The following is a 22,532-nucleotide window of genomic DNA, read 5'->3' on the forward strand; positions in this document are numbered from 1 at the left end:
TCGCACAGCCGCGCTTATCATTTCTAATTTCGCTTTGGTATAAAGGCTTTAGGGAGTTCCAGCAATTTGATGAGTTGTCACTAACATCTCGCGGTGCTAGGGGGCCACTAATTTAACCCATTGTAGAAGTAAATCCCTTCTAACATATAGTCCGCTAATAGGGAAATAAAGTAATTTTCCAGGGTGGGATTGTTAGAGTCGATAGGAGCGTTACCACTCCTACCTCTCCTTCAGAACCGTGCTTGAGACTTTCACCTCACACGGCTCCTTGATAATTCCACCTTTGTTATAGGTACGATTCAAAACGGTTGATTGTCATAATTCTCAACTGTTTTAGTTAAAGAACCATCACTAGCCGTCTTTGTGTCGTGACAATGTTTGTGTAGAAGTTGAAGGTTATCGTAGGTATCTTTACCACCTAACGATTTAGGTATAATATGGTCAACTTCTACAATATCTGTACTTGTAAAATACAGACCACAGTGAGGACAAATACCTTTTTGTTTCTTAATAAGTGTTGCCACTCTTTTAGGAGTTTCTGGATATTCGCCTCGTCGTTTACTCCAGTAAATCCAGTCTCCATTAAACGGACTAGCTTCACCTTTAATCTTTGTATGCCTTACGATTGGCGTACTGCTATGGGTGAGTAATTCTAATCCATCTTCTGTACTGAAACACCAATTTCTGTCATCTACTGTTTTCCAGTATTTGTCTTTATTGATGTTCCCTTTTCCCCTCCTTCTTGCCCAAGCTCTTAACTTGTCGTAAGTTAGGCGGTCAACCTTTGAGAAGGTTTCTTTACTAACTGTTGTTGAATAATAGTTTGACCAACCTCTAATAATAGGGTTCAGCTTACTAATTAAGGCAGCTTGAGGTGCGGTTTTATGGGAGTCTATTACTTCAGCTATCTTGACAAGATGAGTCTTTATTTTGGCTTTTGAGGGTGTGATTAATGTACTAAAACCTAGTGGTATTCCATTCGGGTTGTTGGCACATCGGTAGTTACCTACTTTGTGTTGTTGTACATGGAATCCTAAGAACTCAAATCCAACATTCCCATCAATTTCATTGAGGGTGTGGGTTAGTTTTGTTTTACTTGGTTTTAATTCCAATCCCATGTCACTTAACCAGTCAGCGATTATCTCTTGACACTTTTTGACTACGTTTAAATCCTCATGGATTATTACGAAATCATCAGCGTAACGGATTAGACTAAGAGCCTGACGATTTCTCGCTTTTTTCCCTTTTAGAGTTTCGGCGTATTGCTTAACTCTTTCTTCCATACCATGTAGGGCAATATTCGCAAGTAAGGGTGAAATTACCCCTCCTTGTGGTGTACCATCATTGGTAGGAAAAAGTTCTTTTCCGTCCATGTACCCTGCCTTGAGCCATGTCTTGATTTGACGGCTTAATGTAGGGTATGTGTGTATTTTGGAGATTAATGCTTTGTGGTTTATGCGGTCGAAACATTTGGAGATATCAGCATCAAGTACATATTTGGACTTGTATCTAATATTCAAAAATATTGCTTCTCTTGCATCGTGGCATGAACGTCCTGGTCTAAAACCATAACTGTTTGGCTCAAATTTAGCCTCCCATTCTGGTTCTAACGCTAGTTTTACTAACGCTTGCAATGCGCGGTCGTTGATTGTGGGTATTCCTAATGGACGGGTTTCGGTTGTACCAGGTTTAGGTATTTCAACTCTGCGAGTTGGTTTAACTTTATTGGTTAACTTTAATCGTCCTACCAAGTTCATACGTTGCTTCGGGGTTAGGGATTTAATTCCGTCCACTCCTGCCGTATTTCGTCCTTGGTTATCTTGTGTTACCCTGCGAACCGCGATACATTTAGCACTCCAGGAATTAATCAGGGTCTTTTGAAGTTTACGAACTGCTTTAACATCGCCTCGTTCACTCGCTCGAAATATGCGCTTTTGCAACTTAAAAGTTACCTTTTCCAGTTTGCGCCAGTTAAGGTCTTTCCACTCCACCGTCAGATTGTTCTGCGTTTTAGATATATTCATTGCTACTTGTTCTATTTCTTTGGAATTACCGAGTATCTGTCTGCATATCTTTTGCCATTACAGCAAAGCATTCGCTTTTGATACCATCCCTTCCCTATATATCGTTCGTTAGCTACTTACTGGATTTCGACCTCTCCAGAGATATATAGGGGTTACTTCGTTCCGATTACACATTATTGAAGTCTTTAGCGTGATGTTATCCACCGGGTTTATTGGGCGGTGCTTATAAGTCGGAAGGAAAACCGCTTATGCCCTATCCTTGCCTTTTGGCTTGGTGTTTATCAAGTTTTTAACCTTGATTTAGCCATTACACCATTACAATTAACGATGATTCAGATACATCTTTGCTTGCGCTACGCATGGACTTCTTGCTCGATAGTTACCAGTTTTGGCTACCAGTAGTTCTACCTTTTAACCCCGCTTTAATCTGTTGGTTGCTACCCAATCAAACTAGGGGTTATGCTTTCACCTCAGCACTTGAGGGGTGGGACTTAATTCACCGAATTTCACCCACAAATGTAATCAGTTATCACCAGTCTTAATAACTGGGTTAACCGTCCCATAAGTCTTTTTCAACTTATTTTAGGTTAAACGAATCGCACATCCATATATTGTTGATAAATCCCGGCAATGAATTCACAGCGATCGCGCAAAACACTATCGGTTTTCCAAAACTCATAAACAAAGGTTCTCCGATCGGATGGAATAATCGTTTCAATCATGTATTGATAACTCTGATTGTGCATCGCCTCCTGAGAAGTTTGTTCCGCCATACAAAGACTAATTTCTGGGGCAGTTACACAACTTTTGAGGTGAGGAATATTGCAGGTTTGAACAGAATCTAAGAACGTTAAATAACTTAAAATTCCATCAAACGCCCAACGTTCATCGGGAGTTAAGTTAACATAATCCACGACATCCTGAGTAATATCTAACTTTTCAGGTCATTGGTGTTCAGTTAGATTCGCTAAGTCTAACCCGCTTGATTTAAGCTGCCATAAGTCACCTTATGGATCGGACTATCTCATCATCCTTTTAATATAAAAAGGAGTCCCCCGCTTCGACTGTCAATCGCTTACAGCCTACTCCCTTATAGGGTTAGTCTCTACACCTTCTACTATTTTTAATAGCAGCTTGGCACGGTATTGTCTGTCACCGAAAGAAATTTTTTTTATAGATAATAAAAATTTCTCTTTCACAGATCCAGAGTTTCACCGTTTTCAAGGGATTTAGTCTGAGCTACCTAATTAACCCAGAAATTCTCGCGCATTTGTTTATACAAACCCACCGCCCAGGAATAACGCACATCATTTAATTGCATTAAATTTGTGGTTTCCCCAAACCAAATAGAACGATGATTAATATCATCATTTCCATTCGGATTGAAAATCGGATTTATGGGCATAGTTAAGGGCTTTTTACGCCCATTTTTGTTCAGGGGTGAGGATGAAGCAAAGTCTAAAGTCATACTCGTAAAGTCAAGGAATTTAAGATAACTTTCCTCCACCAGTATGACATAGTTCTATAACGTTAGCCTGTTAGCCTTTAATTAGCGCAAGCAACGCAACCATCATCGGCTTCTTTGAAACTATCACGCTGTACCGTTCTGACATAATAAACCGCCTTACAGCCCTCTTGCCAAGCTAAGATTAAGGTATCAAAAATATCCTTAGCTTTGATAGCGCGATCGGGTTCATCAGGAAAATAAACGCCCTCATTCAAATTAAACATTAATTCCATGGAAATTCCGGTATCAATCCACTTTTGAACAGTGGCAACGGCTTTAACAACAATTTGTTGATTTAGGCTTTTATTTTCCGGGTAAAACCAAAAATGATCCTGAAGAAAAGGCGGAGCAATGGGAACCGTTCCTTTTGCCCATTTGTCATAGAAAAAACGACTATAACAGGGCAAAATACTAGCGGTACATCCTTGAACTAAGGAAGAAGATGTATTCGGGGCGATCGCGGTAATATGAGAATTACGAATCCCATATTTTTGAATATCTAAACTCAATTGTTGCCAGCGTTCTTTCTGCGCCGCGTGTTGCAAAAACCACTCTACGGGTTTCGCCCCAATTAACTTTCCTTGACTCCAAGCACTGCCTTGAAATGCCGGATAATACCCCCGTTCCTTAGCCAGTTCCATGGAGGTTTGAGTGCAATAGAAACCGATATCCTCAAACAGATGACTAATTTCGTTTAAATGGTTATAGGTTAAGCGATTTTTGGCTAACCAATCGGCTAACCCCATCGCCCCGACCCCAATCGTCCGATATTTTTGGTTATGGGTTTTACTAGCTGTAAAGGGTGTGTTAGTAATTTCAATCGTATTATCTAACATTCGCACCGCAATTTCACAGACTTCTGGCAGTTCTTCCTGTTCAATATTAGCTAAATTCAAGGAATCCAAGTTGCAAGTGTGTGCTTCTTCTCCGGGTTTAACATTCGACCAGCTTTCTTGGCACAAATTCCCCCCCGGAATATAGCCTTCATGTTGATTAGGATTCGCTCGATTTGAAGTATCTTTAAACCATAAATACGGCATTCCCGTTTCCACTTGGGAACGCATGATTAACTTAAATAAATCCCGAGCATTAACCTTCTTATAAAGGGTGATTTCCGTATCTAAGTTTGCTTCTATTTTTTGATAAACACTTTCAAAGGATTCCCCCCAAGTTGTGGCTAATTCAATCCCCAGTTTTTCCCTAACTTCATAGGGATCAACCAGTGTCCAATCTTCTCGACTGATCACCCGACGCATGAACTCATCAGGAATCACTAATTGAGGAAAAATATCATAAGCTTTGCGACGTTGATCGCCATTTTCGGTCTGCATTTCTAGGAATTCAGGAACATCTAAATGCCAGACATCTAAACTCACCGTAATTGCCCCCGCCCGACGTCCGCCTTGATTCACCGCGATCGCCGTATCATTTAATAATTTAATCCAAGGAATCACACCCCCCGAGGTGTTTTGTTTTCCCATCACCCAACTACCCGTTGACCGCACTCGGCTGACATTTGTGCCCACACCGCCGCCATTTTTTGAAATTCTAGCGGCATCTTTAATGGCATCAAAAATGCTTTCCAAATTATCATCCATTGCCGTAATAAAACAGCTACTCAGGGAGCCGTGAGGAATCCTTAAATTTGCTAAAATTGGCGTAGCCAAGGAAACTTTACGTTGAGCGATCGCTTGATAAAACTTTCTCGCCCAAAATAACCGCTTTTCAGATTTTTCTACAATTGCTAATAGCAACGCACAGGTTAATAGAGCTTCTTGGGGCAATTCATCCGTTAATAAATAGCGTTTACTTAACAAAACAGCCCCAGCATAATCATAATCTTTGTCCCATTCGGGCTTAATCCAACTTCCGGCTTCTTGAAGTTCTTCGGCGGTGTAAGTCAGAATCCGAACGTCATAGTGTCCCTGTTCAACTTTATTATGAACCGTTCTGCAATAGTCGCCGTACTCATAGCCCCGACGGACTAAGGTATCTTTCCATACGCTCCAAATATGCAGTCTTCCGGCTACATAACGCCAGTTTGGGTCAGAGGGACTACATAACTCTAAGGCGCAATTAATTAAATTATCCTGAATTTCTCGGGTAGTCACACCATGGCGCAGACGGGTGGTTAGTCCCGCTTCTAGGGTAATCGGATTCGCCTCCATTCCCTCACAAGCCCAGTTAACAACTTCTCGAATTTTAGAGACATCCAATGGGGCCAGACTACCATCTCGTTTAATGACTTTAATATTTTTATTAGGGGTGATGGTAAGGGATGGTGATGTTGATTGCATAGTCAATATTTTTACCCAATGCTATAATGAATTGACGCCTTACCACTGTACTCTAATTCCATATTTAGTGACAGGGATTGACAGAAATCTTATTTTACGCTATATTTAGCGTGACATTTGGTAACTTTACTTAAAATTAGGTTTATTAGTATTATTAAGTTGCCAAAAAAAACAACCCCCAATTTGGAGTTAAGTTTCCCTAGAGAGAGAGTCTAGGAGTGGGTTATCTCAAAATATTGAATCGTTATTAATCGTCTAAATTAGTCCTGTAGGTGCGGGTTTACACTGAGAAAAAGATGGGTTTATGCAGCGAGATGAAGATTTTACCTGATCTTCATGGGGTTGAGTTGATGGAATTTCAATAATAAACTCGGCTCCCTCACCAGGAGAAGAACAACAGGTAATACGACCTTGATGCTGTTGAACAATGATTTGATAACTAATGGATAATCCCAACCCCGTACCACAACCCACAGGCTTTGTTGTAAAAAATGGGTCAAATAAATGGGGTTTTACAGACTCCATAACTCCCACACCACTGTCTTTAATCCGAATTACAACAGTTCCAGCATCGGTTAGCTGGGTGCGAATCCAAATTTTAGGAGAAACTGGATGCACCGTGGGGTCTCTTTCTGATTTTTTATCCTCTATATAAATGGGTAATGATAGGAAGTCTAAAGCATCAATGGCATTATTTAAAATGTGTAAAAAAACCTGGTTGAGTTGACTAGCATAGCAAGTGATTTTGGGGAAGTCACCATATTCTTTAATCACCTCAATCGGAGGGTAGGTTTCAATTCCCCGCAGGCGATGTTGTAATAACAGTAATGTGCTATCTATTCCTTCATGAATATCCACTAATTTTGCTGAGGCTTCATCCAATCGCGCAAAATTTCTTAAAGACAAAACAATTTTCTGAACTCGCTCCGATCCAGATTTCATAGAACTGAATAATTGTTGTAAATCCTTCATCACAAAATCTAAATCTATATCTTCCTCTAGGTCTTTAATTTTAGTATTAGGCAAAAACTCTTGGCGATAAGTTTCAATTAAACTAGCTAAAGATGTTACATAACCCGCAGCATGGCTAATATTACCATAAATAAAATTAATCGGATTGTTGATTTCATGGGCAATTCCGGCAACCAACTGCCCTAAACTTACCATTTTTTCATTTTGTACCAATTGAGTTTGGGCTTGCTTGAGATTATTTAATGCCTTTTCAATCTGTTTTTTTTGAGCGATTAAGAGCGCTTGAGCTTGTAAACGTTCCGCCTCCAAACGTTTACGATCAGAAATATCTCGAACAATCACTAAAACCTCATCCCGTCCACTGGGTACACATCGAGCTTCATAGGCATACCAAGTCCCATTAACCTGCTGTACATACTCCCCAATCTGGATTTTTGATTGAGACAGGGTTTGTTCTGCATAATGACTGATCCAAATCATTAAGTCCTCTGATAGAATTTCAGAAATGGGTTTACCGATAAAACTAGGGCTAAAATCGGGAAAATTAGCCATAGCAGGCGTCGGAGACTGGAGCCATGTTTCCCCCGTAGCATCCGGTAAGGTCACACCCGCGCGATAATCTAACACAATACCATTCCTACTGATCCGCAGGATGACATCAGGTAGGGCATTGAGGAGGGCAAGATTTTTGACTTCACTACTTTCTAAAGCCTCTTGAATCCGTTGTCTTTGTTCAATTTCCCGTTGTAGCGAAAGGCTTTTTTTTTGGAGATCGATTTGGAGTGATCGCAATTTTAATTGATTATCAATCCGAGAAATAACCTCTTCAACTTGAAACGGTTTAGTAATATAATCTATGCCGCCGACTTCAAAAGATTTTACTTTGTCGAGGGCATCTCCTAGACAACTAATAAAAATAATCGGGATATCTCGGGTTTTCTGATTTGCCTTCAGATGCTGACACAATTCATAGCCATTCATGTCGGGCATTTTTATATCTAGTAAAATAATATCGGGCAAAGTCGTTTCACAGGAAAGTAACGCCAATGATCCATTTAATGCCTTACGAACAATATAACCTTTTTCTGTTAACATTTTTGATAAAACTCGGAGATTGTCCGGCACATCGTCAACCACTAAAATATTGGGTTTCTCAAAATTGCCACAAGAGTGATTCATGGCTTATATACTCCAATTCTGCAAATACAGATATAAGATCATTGAGATATCTAAGAACTCAAGGAATATTATACCCGTTAATTTGCTGACCATGCTGATATTAAATAAAGAATTATTGTAGAATTTGTGAAAAAATATAAAATAGTCCAGATTTTGAGCGTGAGAGAAATGCCCCATATAAAAACAGGGCAAGTTCTAAATTGTTTCCATCCCCCTAAAGACTGAAAATCAGTAATCGGTGGCTGGTAAGCTTTATGATCAATTGATTTGAGGAAAAACAATGAGTTTACTGAAAACTCAGCTATTGCCAGCGAGTATTTTAGTGGTTGACGATGATCTCAATACCTTGAGATTATTGCAGGAAATTTTGATCCCCATCGGGTATAATGTTCGACCGATTCAAGATAGCCAGAGGGTTTTATCCCTGGCCCGGACTCAAGCACCCGACTTAATTTTACTGAATATTATGATGCCCATTGTCAACGGCTTTGAAATTTTTACCCAACTTAAGGCGGACGAAATTACCTCCCACATTCCGGTGATCTTTTTAAGTTCGTCAAACGAAGCAGAGCATAAAATCAAAGCCTTTTCTCTGGGGGGAGTGGACTACATAACAAAACCCTTTCACCCGCAAGAAATAATTGCCCGGATTGAAAATCAATTGCAAATTGTTCGGTTACAAAAAGAGCTAAAAGATCAAAATAAAAGACTACAAAAAGAGATTCAAGAGCGTCAGTTAATGGAAAAAAAGCTCTATTCGGATCAAGAAGAAATACATGGTTTTTTTGAAGCCATGACCGATCTGGTTTTAATGGTCGATATAGAAGGAAATACGATTAAAGTGGTTCCCACCAATCCCGAAAAACTCTATCCCCCAGGAACAAATATCCTCGGCCAAACTATTCAACTCCTTTTTGAAGACCCGAGTGAAATCTTTCGTAGCCATATCCAACAAGCACTAACCCTGCAACAGGTGGTTAATTATGAATATAGTTTAAACATCGACCAGCAAATCATTTGGTTTTCCGCTAGTATTGCCCCAACTTCAGCCAATACCGTCGCCTGGGTCGCCCGTGATATTAGCGAACGCAAGCAAGCTGAAAAGGAAATTTCAGCCTCCAGAGAACGACTAGAGTTAGTTCTAAAAACCTGCCAAGAAGGCTTTTGGGACTGGGATTTTGTTACAGGAGAAATCTATTTTTCCCCTCGTTATAAAGAAATACTAGGTTATGAAAACGACGAATTACCCAATCATTTATCTACATGGAAAAAGGTCATTTTTGCAGAGGATTTTACCCAGGCTTTAAAGATGATAGAAGATTACAATGCGGGTCATATTCCTAAATTTTTAGCCACCCAACGATTTTATCATAAAAATGGTTCTATAGTTTATATTCTTTCCCGAGCGATTCATCTCAAAGATCAGACGGGAAAAATTATTCGGATGATTGGAACTCATACGGATATCACCCCCATTAAACAAACAGAAGAAGCCCTACAACAGGCCGTATTAGTCGCGGATGCAGCCAACCGCTCTAAAAGTGAATTTCTCGCCTCCATGAGTCATGAATTAAGAACTCCTTTGAATGCAATTTTAGGCTTTAGCCAAATTATGAGTCGGGAAAATTCCCTCTCGATTGACCATCAGAAAAACCTGAATATTATCAATCAAGCCGGAGAACATCTACTCGCGCTCATTGATGATATTTTAGAAGTCTCTAAAATTGAAGCGGGTCGGAGCAATTTTAACGAAAGTAGCTTTAATATTCGGCAACTGCTCAATAGCCTAGAACAAATGTTGCAATTAAAAGCCTTATCCAAAGGATTGAAATTAATATTCCAATTCGATACTCATCTCCCCAAATATGTGATCACCGATGAAGGCAAACTCCGACAAGTTTTACTTAATCTTTTGGGAAATGCGATTAAGTTTACACAAACGGGGTGTGTCATGCTGAGGGTGTCTGTAATTTATCCTGAAAATCCTCAATCTCCCCACACCCAAACCTTGATGCTTAATTTTGAAATTGAGGATACTGGCTCAGGGATTTCCCCGGAAGAAATGCACCTATTATTTCAAGCCTTTGGACAAACAGAAACGGGTCGAAAATCTCAGCAAGGAACAGGTTTAGGATTAAAAATTAGCCAAAAATATGTACAGTTAATGGGAGGAAAAATTACAGCGACCAGTATATTAAATCAAGGAAGTATTTTTAGCTTTGATATTACGGTGGGTTTGGCGGAGGAGACATCGGTTTCATCCCCTCAATTGAATTGTCAAGTTGTGGGTCTAGCTCCCAATCAACCCGAATATCGAATTTTGATCACCGATGATGTAGCAGAAAGTCGCCTGTTATTAGACAAAATTCTAACACCCATTGGTTTTTTAGTGCGGCAAACGGATAATGGCGCGGATACGGTGAAACTTTGGCAAGAATGGCAACCCCATTTGATTTTAATGGATATGCAGATGCCGATTATGGACGGTCATGAAGCGACTCGACAGATTAGACTCGAGGAAAAAAAACGAGTCTTGGAACACTGTTCATCCCTACCCCATGATTCGTCAAATTTGCCACCAAAAACCGTGATTTTTGCCCTAACAGCCAGTAGTTTTGATGAGCAACGGAAACTGATGATTTCAGAGGGTTGTGATGATTTAGTTCGTAAACCGTTTCAAATTAATACTTTATTAGACAAAATTAGGGAATATCTGGGATTAGAATATGAATATAAATTTATCAACCAACCCGAGGACAATTCAGAAATAGTTTCTCAACAAATTAGTCAGGTTGATTTATCCAATCTATTATCTAAAATGCCAAAAGACTGGATCAAAAAACTCCATTATGGAGCATCAGAATGTAGCGATTATGTGGTTTTAAAATTACTCGAACAAATTCCTGATGATAATGCCATCTTAACCCACGCGCTCAGGGATTTAGCTGAAAATTTTCAGTTTGCTCAAATTATCCGCTTTGCAGAGAAAAATTTTAACTAAAACCATCTTGCTTAATACCCAGCATCCCCTCAACAGTCTATATTTCTTACCTATTTACCAGGCTACAAAAAGAAAGAGAGAGTCGCCTTGGCAACTCTCCCTACCATCAGGGTGCATCTACATACCACAATATAACCTTTTTAGCGTGGGGGGTCAAGCCCCCTATTTAAAGATTGTGTAAAAAATTGTTAGCAATTGCTAAGGTTTTGTAAAAATATCCCCGGGGGCCGTGGGGATAGTCGGCTGGAAGTCTCCCCACCATCGACAGTTAACGGTCATTAGCCTGACTTTTGCAAAGCTTAACTGGGTGATAGGTTTTTTAATAAATCTTTACCATTAATCCATGCCACAATAGAAAACAGCTTAAAAAGTCCTAACCAATTATCTAGGGAGGTCATGAATGGTAGCCCTCACTGATCGCGTAAAACAAAATCGTTTAACAATTGAAGTTCAAGAGATTGCTGTTGATACCACGGCGATTCGTTCCCTGGATTGGGATCGGGAAAGATTTGATATAGAATTTGGCCTGCAAAATGGTACAACCTATAATTCATTTATCATTCGCGGGGAAAAAACCGCCCTGGTTGATACCTCCCATGCCAAATTCCGTCCCCTGTATTTAGATACCCTCAAGGAATTAATTAATCCTGCGGATATTGACTATTTAATTATTAGTCATACCGAACCCGATCATAGTGGGTTAGTTAAAGATGTCCTGGCAATTGCCCCTAACGTGACGGTTGTAGGGTCGAAAGTAGCCATTCAATTTTTAGAAAATTTAATTCATACGCCTTTTCAAAGCCAATTAGTTAAAAGTGGCGAAACCTTAGATTTAGGCAATGATCATGTTTTAGAATTTGTTTCCGCCCCGAATTTACACTGGCCGGATACTATTTTTACCTTTGATCGGAAAAGTCAAACGTTATTTACTTGCGATGCGTTTGGAATGCACTATTGTTCCGATCAAACCTACGACGAGAACTTAACCGCCCTGGAACCGGATTTTCACTTTTATTATGAGTGTTTAATGGCTCCTAATGCTCGTTCGGTCATTAATGCGATGAAACGCATGGAACCTTTAGGAGAAATTACCACCATTGCCACCGGACACGGGCCCCTATTAAGGCATAATTTAGCAGAATTAAAAGGACGGTATTGGAAATGGAGTCACGAACAAACTAAATCGGAAACAGCCGTGGCGGTGTTTTATTTCTCCGATTATGGTTATAGCGATCGCCTCTCCCAAGCCATTGCCCACGGGATTACCAAAACCGGTGTCGCTGTTGAAATGATGGATTTACGCACGGCTGAAGCGACAGAAGTGCGGGAATTAGTCATGAGTTCTGCGGGATTTATTATTGGAATGCCTCCAGTTTCTGGTTTGGGTTCGGAACTCGCAGGCGAAACAATTAACACCATTATTGCATCGGCTCATAATAAACAATCCTACGGTTTATATGAGTCGGGCGGGGGCAATGATCTGTCATTATATCCCTTGCAAGTTAAACTCAATGATGCCGGATTAAAACAAGCCTTTCCTTCAATTCGGATTACGGAAACTCCCCAAGATACCACCTATCAAACCTGTGATGAAGCGGGAACCGATATCGGACAATGGTTGAGTCGAGATAAAACCGTTAAGCAGATGAAATCCATTGATAGCAACTTAGATAAAGCCCTAGGACGCTTAAGCGGTGGATTGTATATTATTACGGCTCAAAAAGGCGAAGTTAGTAGTGCGATGTTAGCCTCCTGGGTGACTCAAGCCAGTTTTCAACCCCTAGGATTAACTATTGCAGTCGCCAAAGATCGGGCTATTGAAGCCTTAATGCAAGTTGATGATCAATTTGTGCTCAATGTTTTGGCAGAAAGTAATTATCAAAAACTGATGCGACACTTCTTAAAACGATTCACTCCCGGGGCGGATCGGTTTGAAGGAATTAATACCCAAACTGCTAATAATGGCAGTCCGATTCTAACAGATTCCTTGGCTTATTTAGAATGTCAAGTCCAGAGTCGGATGGAATTAAGTGATCATTGGATTGTTTACGCCACCGTTGATAATGGACGAGTCAGCGATCCAGATGTGCTCCCGGCGGTTCACCATCGCAAAGTCGGAAATCATTATTAACCCTGATTAGATCCCCCCTCTTAATAAGAGCAGGGGGGGCAGGGGAGGCAAGGGAGCAGGGGGAGCAGGGGGCACTTCGACAGGCTCAGTGGCCGCAGGGGAGGCGGGGGGAGCAGGGGAGGCAGGGGAGGCAGGCGGATCGATGCTTAGGAGAGATCAAAAAACTTTTTTTAATACAAGATTATGGATAATCAAAAACCTCGGGATGTTCAAGTTTTTTTAATTGGAAATAATACAAAAGTATTGCGATCGCGCACTTGGGATCGGTTAAAATTTGAAGTTGAATATTCTCTGCAACGGGGAACAACGGCGAATAGTTATATTATTGAAGCCGATCAAACTGTGATTATCGATCCCCCCGGAGAATCCTTTACCCAGAATTATATTGAAGCGTTACAAACTCGCGGGAATTTGGAACAGTTGAATTATATTATTTTGGGTCACTTTAATGCTAATCGAGGGGCGACATTAAAGGCTTTATTAGAACTATCACCTAATGCCACATTTGTTTGTTCAAATCCGGCTGCTTTAGCATTACGAGAATATTTTGAAGACGATAATTTAAAAATTTTAACCATCAAAGGCGAAGAAACCTTAGATTTAGGTCAAGGTCATCAATTGCAGTTTGTTTTAACTCCCACTCCTCGCTGGCCAGATGGGATTTTAACCTATGATCCAGCCACGGAAATTTTATTCTGCGATAAGCTATTTGGGGCGCACGTTTGTGGGGATCAAGTATTTGATGAAGGCTGGTCAGTGTATAGCGATGATCGAAGGTTTTATTATGACTGTCTTCATGCGGCCCAGGCTAAATACGTTCTTTCCACCCTCGATAAAATTAAAGAATTACCCGAAATTCAACTCTATGGAACTGGTCATGGGCCGTTAGTTAAATATGGTAAAACAGAATTAACCAATTTATATCGAGATTGGAGTGAAAAACAGAAATCTCAGGACTTAACGGTTGCCTTATTATATGCCTCAGCCTATGGAAATACCGCCACAGTTGCCCAAGCGATCGCCCAGGGATTAACAAAATCAGATATTACCGTAGAATTAATTAATTGTGAATATGCTAAATCCTCAGAAATTGAAGAAGCCCTAGAAAAATGTGATGGATTTATTATTGGTTCTCCCACCCTCGGAGGTCACGCGCCTACTCAAGTTCAAACCGCTTTAGGGGTAATTTTAAATACAGCTTCAACCAATAAATTAGCGGGGGTTTTTGGTTCCTATGGATGGAGTGGAGAAGCCATTGATTTATTAGAAAGTCGCTTAAAAGATGCGGGTTATAAATTTGGTTTTGAACCGATCCGAGTAAAATTTGCCCCTACGGATATTACTCTCCAAACCTGTAATGAAGCGGCGGTTGATTTTGCTCAAACCCTCAAACGCACCCAAAAACGCCGGGCGTTTCGTCCCACTGCTACGTCCTCGGGGGCCGATCGCACCGCCCAAGCCTTGGGGCGGGTGGTGGGTTCCTTGTGTGTCGTGTCCGGGCGTCGGGGGGAGATGTACAGCGCCATGTTAGCCTCCTGGGTGTCCCAGGCTACCTTTAACCCCCCGGGGTTTACCGTGGCAGTGGCTAAGGATCGGGCTTTGGAACCCTTAACTCATGTTGGCGATCGTTTTGTGCTGAATATTTTGCAGGAAGGCAGACAATTACGGAAACATTTTCTCAAGCGTTTTGAACCGGGAGAAAATCGTTTTGTGGGCATAGAAACGGAAGAAGCATCAAATGGATGTTTAATTTTAAAAGATGCCTTAGCCTATCTTGATTGTGAGGTAAAAAATCGGATGGAATGTGGTGATCATTGGGTAATTTATGCCACTGTTCATCAGGGTCAAGTATTGAATCCAGATGGGGTCACAGCCGTTCATTATCGCAAGACTGGAACCCAGTATTAATTTTTTTGGGTAGGGCTGATTTAGAATATTCAACAGTTGGGTTTTATATTCTTATCTAAACCCTATCCGAAAACGAGAATAAACAACATTTTATTCCCATGGGGTTGCTATATGATTAAGTTTTAAAAGCAAATTTAGGCAATACTGCCCCGTTTTCTGGCTTCCTTATAGGAAATTCCCACATTTTTTAATCCTGCTTTAATCATTTCTTGTTCTAACATCGTAAAAAATCGAGTGCGATCGCCTCCTTTTACCACCGCTTGATTATGGGCCTCTGCTAACACCACCGGATAACCATATCCCTTTTGAACTTGTGCTATCACCATTCCCAATGCTAACTCCAATTGGTCAGAATTTTCCACCACCCAAGCCGGAAGTTCCAAACGGGCGATTTCACTACCCATATTCACATAACAAAAATAGATTTGATGATGTTCATATAACTCTAAAATTGATGAATTAGAACGCCAGAAAGGACTACGTTGACCGGGTTTTAATTGGGATTCCCATAATACCGTATCTCGTAACGGTTCAAAAACTTGACAAGGGGCTTTTTTCTCGGCTCCCGTGGAAATTATACCCCCTATCCCCGGACAATATTGTAAACAATTGGGTTGATCAAAGGGACAGGATTCTAAGCGTAAAAACGATAAACTTTCACTACTCCGAGAAGCACTTACATACCCAATTAACGGAATACCCGCTAACCGTAACTGTTCCCAGGATTCTAAAATCGGTAATAAAATTAAATCTCTCGCTTCTGAAGGTAATTGCTCTAAAAACCAATAGACTAGGGAACCATCCACTAAGGCTAAAGTAGGAACTTTTAACTGTTGATTTGGTGCAATTTCTAATAATTGATTTCCTGATTCTGCTAAAATAATTGCTTCCGATACCGCCCGACGATAGCCCATCCATTCTTCGGTTTTAATTCCCCATTGCCGGGATAAATATAAGTCTTCCGGGCGATAATAAATTTCAGGAATACTATCTAAAATTGGATGCCGACTTTGACCATAATGCAAAATGACTCGCCCCACATTAATTAAATAACAATAGGCAATTTCATGAGCACTCGGCGCAATTTGCGAACCATCCGTGGCAAAAACCGTATGGGCGGCAGGAGGTGCATTAATCTCAGGACAATAACTTAAAGGTTCTAACGGAGTTGCGGGTTTAAAGATTAGTCTCGGTTTAAATTCTTCATAATTCCGCATTAATTGATCATCATTTAACTTGGCTTTTTCGATTAACCCTAAAGCGATTTCAATGCGTTTGCGGGATGCTTCAGCTTCTCGGTTAATATGTTGGCTCATGCCTTGCATTTGTTGAGATAATTTTGTTAAATCTAACATAAATCCGTAGGAGCGGTTTCCGTAATAATCTTTAATTATAACAAAAACCCAATTTCTGGTTACCTGGTTCTACCGGGGAATGCTAACAGGAGGCTCTGCCTCCGATCATAGCAGGCGGAGCCTGCAAGTAAGTATTACTAGGTAGAACCTAGCAACAAGAAATGAAGCTATTCAACAGTCAACCACCCGGAAAAGTCTTGACTAAATTGAGATAAAGATAATAAATTAATCCTTGAAGATTCCGCAGCTAAATCCCTTTCTGGTTGAAGATTATAACCCCAATCTGCCAAAAACAATTGTAGAGACGTGCCATGGCGCGTCTCTCTTTCCTCTAATATTGGTCGCGTCTCTACGTTTAAATCGGGTTGTTGTTGCACCGATAATAAGGTTTGTAAGCGATCTTCAATAAACCAAATATGCGGAGTCGGTTCAATACTTGCAAATAACTCGCGTAAAATTGCATACTTAGGGCGTTTATAGCCTTTACCAAAAAGTTGATTTTCGGGAATAGTAACCCCTTGTTCCTGGAGCAGCGATCGCACAAATCTTTCCTCTTTCGTGGTAATAATATAAACAGGAAAATTATCTTCAATCAGAGGTTTAATCCTTTCAATCACACCCGGATAAAACCGATGCAATCCTAACCAACCGGATAAATCCGTATTAATCCATTCATCCCGAACCCTATCTAAATGGGGGCCTATTATTTCCGCCTGTAATTGTTCTTCCGTAATAATATTGTGAGCAATTTCTGACCAATTCTGTAAAATTTCAGTTTCAGAAATTCCCAAAACTAAAGCCCGAATTAAAACAGGCATTTCCCAACCAATTTCAATCACCGGGCGGGTTCGATAGAATAAAGGAGCCAATGCTTCGGGTGAAACGCCGGTCGGCACTGACCAAAGTTGACAATAGGTTTGCCAGGCGGTTTGAAAATATTCCAGCAGTCCGTCACAAAGAACCCCATCAAAATCCAGCGCCAGTAAAGTTGGTTTATCGTTTATCATGAAACTTTAATTTGAAATTGACAATTTCGGAATTAACTCAACTTATATTAAATTGACACCGTTTTTTTCCTCTAAAATTTGTAATTGAGGGTCAACTATGGTACAAGCCTTTCAACTCCAAACCGAATTTCTGGCTAACCCTCAAACCCTCTCCCATCAGCTTAATGCCGACTTAATTAGGGTGGCTAAACAGATCTATCATGCCTATGTAGAAGTCCACGCTCAACGAATGCGGCGGCCCTTGGGAGTTGCCATCAATCCTAGCAATTATCGCAGTTGTTTATTATTTTCATCGGGTCAACCGATTTTGCTCCCCGGGGAATATTTTATCCCCTTTGAACAGATTGAAGCCGATTTGTTTTAACCGCCTAAGTCAGAAATCGAGATTAAGCATGAATATTGTACTGAGTTTACCTGCCTATTTAATTGTGTTTGCCCTGGGAGCATCAATTGGCAGTTTTCTCAACGTCGTGATTTATCGAATTCCGGCGGGTTTATCCATACTGCATCCCCCCTCTCGCTGTCCCCACTGTTTAACCCGGTTGAGTCCCTCAGAAAATATTCCCGTCTTCGGTTGGCTGTGGTTACAGGGACGTTGTAAACATTGCCATGCACCAATTTCGAGCCGATATCCGATTGTAGAAGCGACTACGGGATGTTTATTCTTAGTAATATTTTTAAGCTTTTCCACCCTCCCCCAGATATTAGGGTATTGGGTATTATTCAGTTGGTTAATTGCCCTATCCCTAATTGATTTAGATACCTATACCCTGCCGAATGTTCTCACCCAGTCGGGGTTAGTCTTGGGGTTGGGGTTTCAACTCAGCCAGTCCCCATCTCCCAGTTACGGGTTAATCACGGGGATAATTGGGGCAGTTCTGGGATTATGGTTATTTGACATCATATCTTTTGTGGCAACCCTGGTAATAGGACAAACGGCCATGGGGGCAGGAGATAGTAAACTAGCGGCGATGATGGGGGCTTGGCTGGGGTGGAAATATTTACTCGTAGCCGGATTTATTGCGTGCTTATTTGGGGCTGTGGTGGGAGGAGGAGCGATCGCACTAGGTTTAATCAGTCGCCGTCAACCCATCCCCTTCGGCCCATTTCTAGCCCTGGGTACGGCTATTACTGCCCTCTGGGGATATCAAATCCTCTCCACCTATCTAGGCTTATTTTTTCCCCTTGTCAATTGAAATACCATGTCTTGGATTACCATTCATACAACGGCTCTGCGATGGGAAGCTGAATTAATGCAGCAAGTCCTAGAAGCCCAGGATATTCCTACCCGGGTAATTGACTTAGGGGTCTGTTCTTCCCTGGGGATGGGCAGCCCGGTAGGGCTACAAGTTCCCCTAGCTAATCGATGGGAGGCATTGCTCCTATTAAGTCCCATTGATGAAGAATTAGAATCTGTAGATTAAACGTTAAGACTTGCTATAGATCGTTCTATCATGATATAGATTTTAAATTTAACCCTGGGGCGAACGGAAATCCCCCAATTTCCCAAGGCCTCGCAGTCTTAAAATTAGAAACAGCAAAAGTCAAAACAATTTTTAATGTCCCTATTTGATTGGTTTGCAAATCGGCGCAAATTATTACCGAACACTCCTGAACCCCAGGAACGGGAAATTGCTGATGGGCTATGGGTGAAGTGTGAAAAGTGCAATGCTTTAACATACACCAAAGACCTACAAGCCAATAATAAGGTTTGTTTGGAATGCGGTCATCATTTCATGGTCAATAGCGATGAGCGGATTGGGCAATTGATTGATCCGAATACCTGGATGGCCTTAGATGCCGAAATGTATGCGGTTGATCCGCTAAAATTCCGCGATCGCAAATCCTACAGTGACCGACTGCGAGAAACCCGGGAAAAAACCGGATTATCCGATGCGGTACAAACCGGAATTGGCTTACTTGATGGTGAGCCCGTGGCCCTGGGAGTCATGGACTTTCGGTTTATGGGCGGCAGCATGGGTTCAGTGGTCGGGGAAAAACTCACCCGTCTGATTGAACATGGCAGTAATGAAGGCTATCCTGTGGTGATTATCTGTGCCTCTGGAGGCGCGAGGATGCAGGAGGGAATGTTAAGTCTGATGCAGATGGCGAAAATCTCCGCCGCCTTGCACCGCCACCGCAAATCCCGACTGCTGTATATTCCCGTCCTCACCCATCCCACCACCGGAGGGGTAACGGCTAGTTTTGCCATGTTAGGGGATATGATTTTAGCCGAGCCGAAAGCGACTATTGGTTTTGCCGGAAGACGGGTAATTGAACAAACCCTGAGAGAGAAGTTACCTGATGATTTCCAAACCTCAGAATACCTATTGAATTATGGGTTTGTGGATGCCATTGTTCCCCGTACCCAACTGAAAAAAACCCTGGCCCAATTGATTCGTCTGCATCGTCTTCCCCAAACCTCTGAGCCTTTATCCCATACGGCTGAAGTTATCCCCCTAACTTCGGGTCATACACCCGTAGATTTGTCTCAGGGCGTCTCACCCTCTAAGTCTGTCTAGCGGCAACTGTTGATCGGTGTTCCGTGGCGATCGCGATCAAATTGTTGGTTTTCACAAAATACCAAAGGTTCCTTTGACATCCACCCCGCCGTAAAACAGGCGGGGATTCCATCTATTTCAACAAATCAACCCTTCGACAAACTCAGGAGACAACTGCTGAAATTCTGGACGGGTTGACGCTTCGCCGAGATGTGCTTTCTTTGCAGAAAGTCTTACCTTCTCTCCACGTCCGTTTAGAGTCTCCGAAAGCCCTCCGGCGACTAAAATATTAATTGCAGCGTTAATATCTCGATCATGAAAAGTGCCGCAATTCAAACAAATCCACTCTCTAACATTTAGCTCTTTTTTGCCACCTTTAAAACCACACCAAGAACAAGTTTGAGAAGTAGGAATCCATCTATCAATCACTCGAAAATCCCGCCCGTACATGACTGATTTAGCTTCTAACATAGTTCTAAAACTACGCCAACCTAAATCGCTAATAGCACGGGATAGTTTTCGGTTCTTAATCATCCCTGACACATTCAAATCTTCTAAGACTATTGTTTGATTTTCACGAATAATCTTAGTTGACAGTTTATGTAAAAAATCATTCCTGGTATCAGAAATTTTAGCATGAAGTTTAGCTAGTTTCTTTCTAGCAACTTCCCTCCTTTTACTGCTACTTCGACTCCGCTCAGTACAGGCCTTCTGTTTCCTTGACAAATTACGCTGTAATCTCCTTAAACGCTTTAACTGTTTTTTTAAAGGTTTAGGTGATTTAACTTTTTCACCGTTACTTAGTGTGGCAAAATCAGTGATTCCTAAGTCAATTCCAACACTGCGTCCATTCTTGGGTAATTGTTGAGGATTAAATTCAACTACAAAGCTAACAAAGTATCGATCAGCACTATCTTTAATCAGGGTAGAACTAGAAGGGGCTGCGGGTAATTCTCTACTCCAAATCACTTTGATATCACCTATTTTAGCTAGGTGAATGTAATCAGAATTAGGATAGAGTTTAAAACCGTTATCCATAAATCTAGCTGATTGCTTAGATTTACGTTTCTTGAATTTAGGAGGTTTAACTTTTTTACCTTTTCTTTGCCCTTTACAGGATTTAAAAAAATTTGAATAAGCCTGCTCTAAATCTCTCAAAGACTGCTGTAAGGGAACAGATGAAACTTCTGTTAACCATTCTTTTTCCTCGGTTTTCTTGAGTTCTGTAAGTCTTTTAGAAAGTTCATTACTAGAAGGTTTTTTGTTTCCGTTTTGATACTCTTGTTGGCAATATGCTAAGGCATCGTTAAAAACCACCCGACAGCAACCGAACAATTGGGATATCAGGCCCTTTTGTTGGTCAGTTGGGTAGATTCTGTACCGATACCTGACTTTCATTGTTTTTGTTGCTCACGATCACTTCTTTAGTATACTCTAAAATAGAATAAAAAGCCGTCGTAGAAAGACGGGGTTTTAAACCCATTTTTCTGATAATTTTTGATCAAGACCTATTGTTTAAACAGACCTATGGGTTTTGCCGACCTGTCGATCACGGAAATAGCAGAGGACTACAATCTCCCCGTTGAGGCCGTACTCCAACTGTGTGACCAATTGGGAATTGCTTATCAACATTCTCAAACCCGTTTAGCCCTGGAGGATGCTAAGGCTTTGATGTCCAAAATCACGGCTCAAGGTCAGTCTCCAGAGTCCCAATAGTTCAATCACCGGTTAACCCTCTGTGAAATTATATTTCGGAAACGGTGAAAAGTGGTAAATAACAATAGACGATTGACAAATGACGATCAGCTAATCACCGGGATCAGGGACATTGAATATCTGAACCCAAACTAAACTAACTTCTGTTCGCGGATCAAGCCAAGACTGGATTTAGCCTTTAATTACTAACTTAGTCATAAGGAGAACTATGCTAAAAAGATACTTTTGGCTGGCAATAGCCACTGTATTTTTCACCTTTCAACTGTTTGTCACGAATGCCAATGCGGTAGACTTGACCCAAGAACTTCGGACTTTACCCCTGAATGACCAAGGCCAAACCGTTGTTCTGAGTGAAAAACAACTGAAAAAGGGTAAAAACCTATTCAATAAGGCTTGCGCTTCCTGTCACGCTTTAGGGATGACCAAAACCAATCCTGATATTAACCTCAGTCCTGCCACCTTAGCAGGAGCATCCCCCTCCCGCGATAATATTGTCGCCCTGATCGACTTTATCAAAAATCCCACGACCTATGATGGGCTAGAAGAAATTTCCGAAACCCACCCCAGCACCAAGAGTTCAGATATTTTCGTCGTCATGCGAAATCTGACAGAAGATGATTTATATAATCTGGCTGGATATCTATTATTAGAACCCAAAGTTCGTCCTGAACAATGGGGTGGTGGTAAATACCTGCGCTAACATCGGTTAATAGTTGACAATTTTAGACTTTAGGTTTTAGGTTAGGGATAATTTTAAGGTTTTAGCTTTCCCCCCATTTAGTAGGGAAACTCAGACAAAATTATCTTAAATTTAAAATCTAAAGTCTAAAGTTTTAAAAGACTATAACTATAGAAATCCCCTGCATCGCGTGTAGGAAAAAAACTTGAACTGTTTTCCTCCCCATTACCCATTACCCATTACCCATTCGTAATT

16 protein-coding genes and 1 pseudogene are annotated in these 22,532 nt (G+C 41.1%); 9 read left to right on the top strand and 8 right to left on the bottom strand.

Annotated elements, in window-relative coordinates:
* Positions 1-299: 299 nt before the first annotated feature.
* The 5 genes and pseudogenes from ltrA to PL9631_RS15165 all read right to left on the bottom strand — a co-directional run bounded on the left by ltrA (position 300) and on the right by PL9631_RS15165 (position 7,979).
* Positions 300-2,024 (bottom strand): group II intron reverse transcriptase/maturase, encoded by a 1,725-nt coding sequence (gene ltrA, locus PL9631_RS15145; protein WP_083616028.1) that lies wholly within the window; start codon positions 2,022-2,024, stop codon positions 300-302.
* 587 nt (positions 2,025-2,611) lie between these two features.
* Positions 2,612-2,956, bottom strand: a pseudogene (locus tag PL9631_RS15150) (ribonucleotide-diphosphate reductase subunit beta); the annotation flags it as partial.
* A 311-nt stretch (positions 2,957-3,267) separates the two neighbouring features.
* Positions 3,268-3,492, bottom strand: coding sequence for a ribonucleoside-diphosphate reductase (locus tag PL9631_RS15155; RefSeq protein WP_231516745.1), 225 nt, complete (start codon positions 3,490-3,492; stop codon positions 3,268-3,270).
* A gap of 77 nt (positions 3,493-3,569) precedes the next feature.
* Positions 3,570-5,828, bottom strand: a complete 2,259-nt coding sequence (locus PL9631_RS15160; protein WP_083621571.1) for a ribonucleoside-diphosphate reductase subunit alpha — start codon at positions 5,826-5,828, stop codon at positions 3,570-3,572.
* 255 nt (positions 5,829-6,083) lie between these two features.
* On the bottom strand, positions 6,084-7,979 hold the full coding sequence (locus PL9631_RS15165; protein WP_083621572.1) for a response regulator: 1,896 nt from the start codon (positions 7,977-7,979) through the stop codon (positions 6,084-6,086).
* Positions 7,980-8,259: 280 nt separating this feature from the next.
* Here PL9631_RS15165 and PL9631_RS15170 point away from each other — a divergent pair, with 280 nt between their 5' ends.
* The 3 genes from PL9631_RS15170 (at position 8,260) to PL9631_RS15180 (ending at position 15,019) form a co-directional block, all read left to right on the top strand.
* Positions 8,260-10,980: a response regulator gene (locus PL9631_RS15170; RefSeq protein WP_083621574.1), complete on the top strand. Its 2,721-nt coding sequence runs from the start codon at positions 8,260-8,262 to the stop codon at positions 10,978-10,980.
* 400 nt (positions 10,981-11,380) lie between these two features.
* Entirely contained in the window at positions 11,381-13,111 is a 1,731-nt protein-coding gene (locus tag PL9631_RS15175) for a diflavin flavoprotein (protein ID WP_083621576.1), read from the top strand.
* Between the two features lie 183 nt (positions 13,112-13,294).
* Positions 13,295-15,019, top strand: coding sequence for a diflavin flavoprotein (locus PL9631_RS15180; RefSeq protein ID WP_083621577.1), 1,725 nt, complete (start codon positions 13,295-13,297; stop codon positions 15,017-15,019).
* 134 nt (positions 15,020-15,153) lie between these two features.
* On the opposite strand, the gene PL9631_RS15185 is transcribed toward PL9631_RS15180, so the two are convergent.
* Both PL9631_RS15185 and PL9631_RS15190 read right to left on the bottom strand, forming a co-directional pair.
* A complete protein-coding gene (locus PL9631_RS15185) occupies positions 15,154-16,374 on the bottom strand; it encodes a DNA double-strand break repair nuclease NurA (protein ID WP_083621579.1) in 1,221 nt (406 codons plus the stop codon).
* Positions 16,375-16,541: 167 nt separating this feature from the next.
* Positions 16,542-17,381: an HAD family hydrolase gene (locus PL9631_RS15190; protein ID WP_083621580.1), complete on the bottom strand. Its 840-nt coding sequence runs from the start codon at positions 17,379-17,381 to the stop codon at positions 16,542-16,544.
* A 97-nt stretch (positions 17,382-17,478) separates the two neighbouring features.
* On the opposite strand from PL9631_RS15190, the gene PL9631_RS15195 reads away from it, so the two are divergent.
* From PL9631_RS15195 to accD, 4 genes are all read left to right on the top strand, one after another.
* Positions 17,479-17,745, top strand: a complete 267-nt coding sequence (locus PL9631_RS15195; protein ID WP_231516746.1) for a hypothetical protein — start codon at positions 17,479-17,481, stop codon at positions 17,743-17,745.
* Positions 17,746-17,773: 28 nt separating this feature from the next.
* Positions 17,774-18,577: a prepilin peptidase gene (locus PL9631_RS15200; protein ID WP_083621582.1), complete on the top strand. Its 804-nt coding sequence runs from the start codon at positions 17,774-17,776 to the stop codon at positions 18,575-18,577.
* A gap of 6 nt (positions 18,578-18,583) precedes the next feature.
* Positions 18,584-18,805, top strand: a complete 222-nt coding sequence (locus PL9631_RS15205; protein WP_083621584.1) for a hypothetical protein — start codon at positions 18,584-18,586, stop codon at positions 18,803-18,805.
* 135 nt (positions 18,806-18,940) lie between these two features.
* Complete coding sequence (gene accD, locus PL9631_RS15210) at positions 18,941-19,903, top strand: acetyl-CoA carboxylase, carboxyltransferase subunit beta (RefSeq protein ID WP_083621586.1); 963 nt, start codon at positions 18,941-18,943, stop codon at positions 19,901-19,903.
* A gap of 117 nt (positions 19,904-20,020) precedes the next feature.
* Here accD and PL9631_RS15215 read toward each other — a convergent pair whose 3' ends face one another.
* Positions 20,021-21,280 (bottom strand): RNA-guided endonuclease InsQ/TnpB family protein, encoded by a 1,260-nt coding sequence (locus PL9631_RS15215; protein WP_083621588.1) that lies wholly within the window; start codon positions 21,278-21,280, stop codon positions 20,021-20,023.
* A 129-nt stretch (positions 21,281-21,409) separates the two neighbouring features.
* On the opposite strand from PL9631_RS15215, the gene PL9631_RS15220 reads away from it, so the two are divergent.
* Together PL9631_RS15220 and psbV are read left to right on the top strand one after the other, a co-directional pair.
* A complete protein-coding gene (locus tag PL9631_RS15220) occupies positions 21,410-21,598 on the top strand; it encodes a translation initiation factor IF-2 (protein WP_083621589.1) in 189 nt (62 codons plus the stop codon).
* 208 nt (positions 21,599-21,806) lie between these two features.
* Positions 21,807-22,298, top strand: a complete 492-nt coding sequence (gene psbV, locus PL9631_RS15225; RefSeq protein WP_079678691.1) for a photosystem II cytochrome c-550 — start codon at positions 21,807-21,809, stop codon at positions 22,296-22,298.
* Positions 22,299-22,532 lie beyond the last annotated feature (234 nt).

Source organism: Planktothrix paucivesiculata PCC 9631, assembly GCF_900009265.2.
In the GTDB taxonomy this organism is placed as follows: domain Bacteria; phylum Cyanobacteriota; class Cyanobacteriia; order Cyanobacteriales; family Microcoleaceae; genus Planktothrix; species Planktothrix paucivesiculata.